This window comes from Acidocella sp., assembly GCF_052326845.1.
Classification (GTDB): domain Bacteria; phylum Pseudomonadota; class Alphaproteobacteria; order Acetobacterales; family Acetobacteraceae; genus Acidocella.
Window position 1 is genome coordinate 1 of record NZ_JBKQJR010000015.1, and the last position, 8,542, is coordinate 8,542.

Below are 8,542 nucleotides of genomic sequence, written 5' to 3' on the forward strand. Positions count from 1 at the left end.
TCACAATCGCGTGGGCAGACCAGCTAGGAATGCCCAGACTCGCCTAACCTCAATCTCTCGAACCGCCCGGTGCGGACCCGCATGCCGGGTGGTGTGGCAGGGGAGCGATCAGTGATGATCGCCCCCTATGCCGATTTCCGGTCCCACAGGCGCGGGGGTGTGCGATTATTCTTGCGTTGTGCGGTGCGGCACGTGCATAAGGCCGCCACCAACCGCGAATGCGCGACCAGGGCCTTATGGCCTTGGCCTTGGCGGCTGGTTTGTCTTTTGGGGGCGGGGACGTCCCTTCTCGGGCATTCTTATACCCGTCCTTTTCCAATATCGCGCGTGGAAGCCGGACAATATCGCCATGGAGCAGTTTCATGGCGCCGGAGACGTTTGTTTATGACTGATACAACTTTTGAGGCGTTTGGCTTCGCAACCCCGATTCTCGCTGCGCTGAAGCATGCGGGCTTCATCAAACCCACCCCGATCCAGGCTGGCGCCATTCCGCATGGCCTCGCCCGCAAGGACGTGCTGGGTCTGGCCCAGACCGGTACCGGCAAGACCGCTGCCTTCGCCCTGCCCATCCTGCAGGTCATGGCCGGGCACAAGCTGCATAACCGCCGCTTCTCCACCCGCGCGCTGATCCTGGCGCCGACCCGCGAGCTGGCCGTGCAGATCGAGCAGGAATTTAAAAAATTCGGCGCCGGGCTTGGCCTGCGCGTGGTGCTCATCGTCGGCGGCGTGGGCCGCAGCGGGCAGGTTACCCGCATGTCGCGCGGGGCGGACATTGTCGTCGGCTGCCCCGGCCGCGTGCTGGACCTGATGAACACCAAGGAGCTGATCATCGACCAGTGCGAGTTCTTCGTGCTCGACGAGGCCGACCGCATGCTGGACCTTGGCTTCTTCCCTGACATCCGCAAGATCGTGACGCATCTGCCCACGCGCCGGCAATCGGCTTTGTTCTCGGCCACCATGCCGGCGGAAATCTCCAAGCTGGCGGAAGGGCTGCTGCGTGACCCGGTGAGGGTGACGGTGGCGGCGGTGTCCTCCACCCCGGCGCGCATCGCCCAGAGCGTGCATTTCGTCGAGGGGTCGCAGAAGCGCGACCTGCTGGTGGACCTGCTGCGCGACCCGGCCTTTACCCGTGCCATCGTCTTCACCCGCACCAAGCGCGGGGCGGACCGTGTGGCCCTGCAACTGAACGCAGTGAAGATCACGGCGGTGGCGCTGCACGGCAATCTTGGGCAGAACGCCCGCCAGCGCGCGCTGGACGCCTTCAAGTCCGGCGAGGCGCGCGTGCTTGTGGCCACCGACATCGCCGCCCGCGGCATCGATGTTTCCGGCGTTTCCCATGTGGTGAATTACGAGCTGCCGAATGAGCCGGAGAGCTATGTGCACCGCATCGGCCGCACCGCGCGCAATGGCGCCGAGGGCATGGCCGTGGCCTTCTGCGATGCCACCGAACTTCCGTACCTGAACCAGATCGAGAAGCTGACGGGCATCAAGATGGAAGTGGCAAGCGGCACCCGCCCGGCCCAGGCGATGCCGGCGAAGAAGCCGCAGCGCCACCCGGACATGGTGGTGCGCAAGGTGAAACCCGCCAAGCCCCGCCGCCCGCAATATGGCGAGCAGAAGAAGACGCGGGCTGCGTAAAGTTTCGCGCATAAGCCATAAGCATTGTGTCTTTGGAGCAACCGGCCGTTTAATCGCGGCCGGTTGTTTTTGTTTTGGGGTAGGCGCTATGCGTCCGCCCGCGTCATGCCCTCATGCCCGCAGCCAGCTTTTCGGCGTTACCGCCACCATCATCCTGCTCGTGCCGCATACCGGCGCAGAGGCGGCCATGCTGGCCGAGCGACTGTCGGAGGTCGCGTGCGGCATTGGCGCGGGTATCGCCATCGTCTGGCTCACGGCGCGGGTGCCGTGCGCGCAGCAGCATCGCCGGAGAACATCGATGCACTGATTGCCATGCGCGTCCAGTGCATCGGCGGCCTCACATCGTTGTCGTCAGTTGGAGAGGAACTTGAATGGCTCGGCTGGCAGGAACTTACCCGATACATCGCCAGAATAGATCGGGTGGCCGTTGAGGTCGAGGTGGCTCGGCTTGTCTCCAGCCGCGAGCTTCAACTTGTAGATGTCGACCCAGAAGATCGACGGGCTATAGGCAGACTCGAAATAGTAGCGCTTCGCGGAGATATCAGAGACCGAGCGCCAGATCGTGCCAGCGATATTCGGCTTCCCAGCCTCACTGAGGCCAAGCGGTACCGAGATGCTTCGGATCAGCGAGAAGGTCGTGGCAACAGCCAGTCTTTCATCCTTCTCCTTCGGCGCGGCATTGAGGCTCCAACTGATCCGCACGAAGCGATCGGGCGAATTGATCGTGCCAGGCAGGAAGGAGAGACCGTCGATGTTCTTCCAATAGGCCGAAATCGCCAATTGCTCGTCAAAGGTCGGTGAGTTCGTCATCACCGTATATTTCGGGCTGTGGTGGATCATGAGTTTGCCGTTCAGATACTCAAAAATCGCGCTGTCGCCGGTGGCATCCGCCAAGGAGAGATGTCCGCCGGCCGCGTTGCCATCGGGCAGCGCCGGGGCCACAATGGCGAACGGCTCCTTGGAGAGAGCGTCAACCGCCTGGTCCACCGTCGCGAAATTGTCGAGCGCATATTGCGTCCAGGCGCCGACGGAAATGAGCGGCTTGCCGGAGGCTTTGGCGTCGCCATAGTCTGATTCGCCCAAATAAAGTGTATTGGCGACGAGTCCGGCATCATTCATGCCGTCGACAGTTGCGACGCCATAGAAGGAAGCGACCACCGAGCCATATTTCGCGGTCCACGTTATGGAGCCTGTCCCGAGGCCACCGTCGCGCTTCATGCCCTTCGGGAAGGCCCATAGATCGGTTTTCGGGTCTTCCATCCAGTCCATGGAACGCGCGACCAGGAAGGTCTTGTTACCCGTCTCATAAATAAGCCGCGTGCAGGCATTGGCGGCGGCACTCATGAGCGCGATCGCGGCGCAGACGATCAGGCCCATTTGGCTAATTCTTTTCATGTGACAATCCTCCTCCCTGGTGATCGAAGTGGATCAACGTTACATGATCGGAACGTCTTGTGCCAGGGGAATGAGCGTGCGCGCGCCGGGCCCGGCATTGGATACCGCGCCCGCCAAACGATTGGCGGCCAACTAGATGTTTTTCACACCTGCTTCCGTCGCCACCGCGTGCAGGTGGAAATCCGTTTCCTCCACCGGCACATGCGCCACTTGCTGCGCGGCATAGGCGCAGCCCAGGCGGAACGCGTTTGGCAATTCCGCCAGCGTGCGGTCGTAATACCCGCCGCCATAGCCCAGCCGGTGGCCGTTGGCGTCGAACGCCACCAGCGGCACCAGCACGGAATCCGGCACAGTCACCGCGCCTACGGGGAACATCGTGCCGAAGCGCCCGCGCACCAGTTCGCTCTCCGGCGTCCAGGCGCGGAAGATCAGCTTCTGGCCGCGCGGCGGTGTCTCCGGCAGGCAGATGCAGTGTCCGCGTTCATGCAAACCATGCAGCAGCGGGCGGATGTCGATCTCATGCGGCATCGGCCAGAACCCGGCCACCACCGCGCCCGGCGGCACGATGCCCGAGGCCAGCACATGTTCCGCAAGCTGCGCGCCCACGCTTGGGTCCCAGCCTACGCGCAGGCCCAGAATCTCCGCCCGCAAGGCGGCTTTGCGGGCCAACAAATCCGTCATTGCGAGGCCGCGCAGCGGCCGTGGCAATCCATCTTATGTGCCGTTGACGAAAAAGATGGATTGCTTCGCTGCGCTCGCAATGACGGTGGTTCCTTAAGGGGCTGTCAGGCGGAATTCGATCCGCCGGTTCTGCGCGTAATCCGCCGGGGTGTCGCCGGGGGCGATCGGGTTGTTCGAGCCCATGCCCGAGGTGACCAGACGGTTCTCCGGCACGCCATCGGCGATCAGTAGGTCCAGCACCGCTAGCGCGCGGGCGGAGGAGAGGTCGAAATTCGACTTGTACGGCCCGCCCTTGATCGGCTGCACGTCGGCATAGCCATCCACCGAGAGCACCCAGTTCACGTTCGGCGGGATCTTCGCGGCGATTTCCTTCACCGCGTAGGCAACCTCGGCGATTTCCGCCTGACCCTCGGGGGTGATGGTCGCCTCGTCCACGGGGAACAGCACATCGCTTTCGAACACGAAGCGGTCGCCCACCACCTTGATGTTCTTCTCGCCCTTCAGGCTTTCGGACAGCGTGCGGAAGAACACGCTCTGGTATTGCTGCAACTCTTCCACCTTGCGGGCCAGCGCCTCGTTGAGCTGCTTGCCGAGGTCCACGATCTGCACCTTGTCCGCCGCATCCGCGGCCTGGGAGGCATCGAGCGCCGTTTGCAGCGCCGCCAGCTGCGCGCGAAGTGCGGCCATCTGCTGGTTGAGCAGCGCGATCTGCGCCTCGTCCTGGGCCGAGAGTTTCTGCGCGTCCGTGAGTTTCTGCTGCATGTCTGGCGTGCCGGCCACTTCTTCCATCTGCGCCTGCAGCGCCGAGATGCGCCCGGTGGCGGCGGCGGCTTGCGCCTGCGCGTCGGAGAGCTGGGCTTGCAGCGTCTTCTGCCCGCCCTGCAGCGAGGTGATGGTGGCGGTGTCCGCCGAGAGTTGCTGGGTGAGGCCGGCATTGGCCGTCTGCGCGCTCGCCAGCTGTGCGTTCAGTGCCGCCAGCTCCTGGCTCAGCGTCGCGTCCTTGGTGGTTTCCATGGACAGGCTCTGCGTCAGCTCCGCGATCTGCTGCTTCAGCACATCGATCGTGTTGTTCGAGCCGGTGAGCGCGGAGGAGAGGAACGCCTCCGCCAGCACGAAGACGAGCAGCACGAAGATGGTGACCATGAGCAGGGTGGAGAGCGCGTCCACATAGCCCGGCCAAGCTTCCAGCCCGTTGCCCGTGCCGCGCCGCCGGCTCATGTGCGGGCGCTATCCGCCATGCTGGCGACGGTGCGGGTGAGTACCTTCAAATCGCTGCGCAGTTCGGAGAGGCTCTGCGACCGGCCCTGTTCGCTCTCGGTGAGCAGGCGGGAGAGCAGTAGCTCGATATTGCGCAAATGCGCGCGCGCTACCTCATCCGCGGGCTTGGGCTCGGCGAGGCGCGAGAGCACAGGCGTCAGCCCCGTTTGTGCGGTGGCGATGTTCTCCATCAGCTGCTGGTTCACGCGCAGCGTGTCGGAGAGATGCGCGAGCCGCTCGGTCATCGCCACCACGGCGGTGTTGCCCTGCACCCGGCCTTCCTCGCCGCGCGCCAGCAGGCGCTGCAGTGCGTCCATGTTCTCCGCCGTCTGTTCCAGCAGCGCCTGCACGTAAACCGGCATGCTGCCGTCGCCATCGCCCGCCAGAGCGCCGGTGGAAAGCCGCGTGAGCCCGGCCAGCCATTCTTCCAGCTCGTTGAAGAAGCGATTCATCGCCTGACCCGCTGTAAGGTCAAGGAAGCCCAGGATAAGCGCGCCGGAAAGGCCGAACATCGAGGACGAGAAGGCCGTGCCCATGCCGGCCAGCGGCCCGGCCAGCCCGCCCTTCAGCTGCGCGAACATGGCGTTCACGTCGCCGCCCGCGAGGTTCATGCCGTTGATGACCTCGGCCACGGAATTGACCGTACGCAGAAGGCCCCAGAACGTGCCGAGCAGGCCTAGGAAGATCATCACCCCGGTGGTGTAGCGGGAGAGCTCGCGGTTTTCGTCCAGGCGGGAGGAGATGCCGTCCAGGATCGTGGTCATGGCCTGGCCGGAAAGGGTGATGCGCCGTTCGCCATCGGCGCGGCCGTGCAGCATGCGCGCCATGGGGGCGAGCAGCACTGGCGGCGTGGCCTGTTCCAGGCGCTGGCGGTTGCGGCGGAAATCCTCCACCCATGCCAACTCGGGGTACAGGCGCTGCACTTGGCGGAGGTTCCAGAACACGCCGAACGCCTCCACCGCCACGATGACGGAGTTGATCACCGGGTTGGCCATGTAGAAGCGCACGAGCTGCGGGGCGAGCAGTGCTGCGACGCTGTAAACCACCACGCAGAACAGGATCATGCGAATCAGGTAGCTGGTGGGCTTGGTCATTTCGCTGCTCCTGCGCCTGCGGCCACAATCGTCTGGTCGTTAGCCTGCCCCGGTGTGGCGCCCATGGCGCGGGGCACGATGTTCTGTGCCGGTACGCCGCAGGCGGCCAGCGCGTTCTTCACCGCCAGCGCCCGGGAGAGCGAAAGCCGCATCGCAACCGAGGGATCGGAAGGGGTGGCCGGGGCGTGGGCGTCGATGCTGATCATGCCGCCCGCGGTGCAGAAGGGCTTCAGCGCATCGGCGGCATTCGGGGGAAGGTCCACGCTGCCGGGGGCGAAGCTGAGCCGCACCGGGGCGAGGGGCTTTGGCGCCACGGGAGCTGCTGCCGGTGGCGCGGGGGGCGGAGCGGCGACCTTGGCGACCGCCGGCACAGGCAGAGCCGGCTTTGCCGCCGCTGGCGGCGGGGCCGCGTGGTGATGATGTACGATATGCGGCGCGGGGGGCGCCGCTTGCGGTGCAGCGGGAGCGGGCGCCGGGGCGATGCCGGCCAGCTGTTGCAACGCCGCCGGATTCACTGCCACCTGCGCGTCGGCGCAGGGGGCAGCCAGTACAACGAGACCTGCCAGGAGCAAAACGTGCTTCACGGCAGAAACCTTAACGTCAAGCCTTGGCCGCCGCCAGACCGTCCTGCACAACTTCCAGCAGTTTTGGATGAAGATGCGGGGTGGCCGCCACAATCGTGCTGGCCACCTCATCCTTGCCCTCGGCATCGGTGGCGTAGCCGCCCGCCTCGCGCACGATCAGCATGCCCGCCGCGATGTCCCAGGGCTGGATGCCGGTTTCCCAGTAGCCGTCGTAGCGCCCGGCCGCGACCCAGGCGAGGTCCAGCGCCGCGGAGCCGAAACGGCGGATGCCGGCGACCTGCGGCATCAGCGTGCCTAGCGTGCGGGCGAAGCCCAGGCGCTGAGCGCCGGAGCCGGAGGCGAAGGGAATGCCGGTGGCGAACAGCGCGTCCTTCAGGTCGCGCCGGGCGGAAACGCGCAGGCGCTTGTCGTTGAGATACGCGCCCACGCCCTTCTCGGCCCAGAACATTTCGCCATTCACCGGGCTGTACACCACGGCGGCGTGGACCTCACTGTTGCCATCGGGCAGGCGCTTCTCCAGCGCGATCGAGATCGCCCAGTGCGGGATGCCGTGCAGGAAGTTGGTGGTGCCGTCCAGCGGGTCAACAACCCAGCGCCAGGCCCATTTGTCGGACCCGGAAGCCCCGGATTCCTCCATGAGAAACGCGTAGCCCGGCCGCGCCTTCTCCAGGTCCTCACGCAGGGACTGCTCCGCGCGCAGATCCGCCTGACTGACGAAATCCCCAGGCCCCTTAACGGAAACCTGCAGGTTCTCGACCTCCATGAAATCGCGCAGCAGGCGCTTCGCGGCCCTGTTCGCCGCGGCGTGCATCACGGTCATGTGCGGGGAAAGACGTGGCATCATGGCAATAGGCTCCTCGTTTTAACGAGGTTCGGGGGGACAGTGCCCCCCCGAACCCTCTGCCAGGAGCCGGGAGCCCCTGGACCTCATATTCAGGCTGTAAAGCGCGCCCCTGGGGGCTGTGCTATTAACCCTTGGCGCGTTCGACGTAGCTGCCGTCTTCCGTGCGCACGACGATGCGTTCGCCGGCTTCGATGAAGGGCGGCACCAGCGTCTTCACGCCGTTGGAGAGCTTGGCGGGCTTGTAGGAGGAGGAGGCGGTCTGCCCCTTCACCACCGGGTCGGCTTCCACGATCTCCAGGGTGACCTGCGGCGGCAGGGTGATGCCAACCGGATCGCCTTCCACGAGGGCGACGATGACGGGCATGTTGTCCTGCAGGAAGGGCGCGGAATCGCCCAGGATCGCGGCCGGGACCATGAACTGCTCGAAAGTCTCGGGGTCCATCAGCACGAGGTTGTCGCCATCGGTGTAGGAGTAGGTGTAGTCCCGGTCCTCGGTGGTCAGGCGTTCGACGGTATCCGCGGTGCGCCAGCGCTCATTGGTCTTGTTGCCGGTCTTCAGGTTACGCATCTCCACCTGGATGAAGGCGCCGCCCTTGCCGGGGCTGATGATCTGCTGCTTGAGCACGGTCCAGCGGCGGCCCTCATGCTCGATCACCTGGCCGGCGCGGATAAGATTCGCCTGCTGCTTCATCGGATACTCTCGTCGTGCCTGGGATTCCGGTGCCGGCTTCTAGACCGGGGGGACCGCAGGGGCAAGGCGGGCGGCGGCTGGCGACCGGGTCCCCATGACGGTGCCCGTCAGTCCCGCAGCATCGCCGCGACCTGCGCCAGGGTCCGGATGCGCGCGTACATCTTCATCGCCTTGTCGAGGCTGTAGGCGTGGGCGGCCTCGTCGCTGCCCCAGCAGCACTCGCGCACCACAACAGACGCCAGGTCGCGGTTGAAGGCCTCGCGGACGCTGGTCTCGACGCCGCGGTTGGTGGCGCCGCCGCCGATGATGACGGTGTCGCGCCGCAGCATGTGCAGGAGTTCGACGACGCCGGTGCCGT

At 65.4% G+C, this 8,542-nt stretch carries 10 protein-coding genes; 2 read left to right on the plus strand and 8 right to left on the minus strand.

Features of this window, described 5'->3' with window-relative positions:
- Positions 1 to 384 precede the first annotated feature (384 nt).
- Both ACLPJJ_RS00995 and ACLPJJ_RS01000 read left to right on the plus strand, forming a co-directional pair.
- Positions 385 to 1,638: a DEAD/DEAH box helicase gene (locus tag ACLPJJ_RS00995; protein WP_443588839.1), complete on the plus strand. Its 1,254-nt coding sequence runs from the start codon at positions 385 to 387 to the stop codon at positions 1,636 to 1,638.
- A gap of 88 nt (positions 1,639 to 1,726) precedes the next feature.
- The gene (locus ACLPJJ_RS01000) at positions 1,727 to 1,945 is read left to right on the plus strand and encodes a hypothetical protein (RefSeq protein WP_443588841.1); all 219 of its coding nucleotides are present in this window, start codon (positions 1,727 to 1,729) and stop codon (positions 1,943 to 1,945) included.
- Between the two features lie 44 nt (positions 1,946 to 1,989).
- Here ACLPJJ_RS01000 and ACLPJJ_RS01005 read toward each other — a convergent pair whose 3' ends face one another.
- The 8 genes from ACLPJJ_RS01005 to ACLPJJ_RS01040 form a co-directional block, all read right to left on the minus strand.
- Complete coding sequence (locus tag ACLPJJ_RS01005) at positions 1,990 to 3,015, minus strand: linear amide C-N hydrolase (RefSeq protein ID WP_443588843.1); 1,026 nt, start codon at positions 3,013 to 3,015, stop codon at positions 1,990 to 1,992.
- Between the two features lie 150 nt (positions 3,016 to 3,165).
- Positions 3,166 to 3,714, minus strand: coding sequence for a 5-formyltetrahydrofolate cyclo-ligase (locus ACLPJJ_RS01010; RefSeq protein WP_443588845.1), 549 nt, complete (start codon positions 3,712 to 3,714; stop codon positions 3,166 to 3,168).
- Between the two features lie 93 nt (positions 3,715 to 3,807).
- Entirely contained in the window at positions 3,808 to 4,932 is a 1,125-nt protein-coding gene (locus tag ACLPJJ_RS01015) for a peptidoglycan -binding protein (protein WP_443588847.1), read from the minus strand.
- Positions 4,929 to 6,065 (minus strand): flagellar motor protein MotA, encoded by a 1,137-nt coding sequence (locus tag ACLPJJ_RS01020; RefSeq protein ID WP_443588849.1) that lies wholly within the window; start codon positions 6,063 to 6,065, stop codon positions 4,929 to 4,931. Before ACLPJJ_RS01020 ends, ACLPJJ_RS01015 begins: the two co-directional genes overlap by 4 nt.
- Positions 6,062 to 6,649: an OmpA family protein gene (locus ACLPJJ_RS01025; protein ID WP_443588851.1), complete on the minus strand. Its 588-nt coding sequence runs from the start codon at positions 6,647 to 6,649 to the stop codon at positions 6,062 to 6,064. Before ACLPJJ_RS01025 ends, ACLPJJ_RS01020 begins: the two co-directional genes overlap by 4 nt.
- 16 nt (positions 6,650 to 6,665) lie before the next feature.
- Positions 6,666 to 7,493 carry an inositol monophosphatase family protein gene (locus ACLPJJ_RS01030; RefSeq protein WP_443588853.1) on the minus strand — a complete coding sequence of 276 codons (828 nt, stop codon included), beginning with the start codon at positions 7,491 to 7,493 and terminating at the stop codon, positions 6,666 to 6,668.
- Between the two features lie 124 nt (positions 7,494 to 7,617).
- The gene (gene efp, locus ACLPJJ_RS01035) at positions 7,618 to 8,184 is read right to left on the minus strand and encodes an elongation factor P (protein ID WP_443588855.1); all 567 of its coding nucleotides are present in this window, start codon (positions 8,182 to 8,184) and stop codon (positions 7,618 to 7,620) included.
- A 107-nt stretch (positions 8,185 to 8,291) separates the two neighbouring features.
- The coding region (locus tag ACLPJJ_RS01040) for an isochorismatase family protein (RefSeq protein WP_443588856.1) at positions 8,292 to 8,542 on the minus strand (251 nt) is incomplete at its 5' end.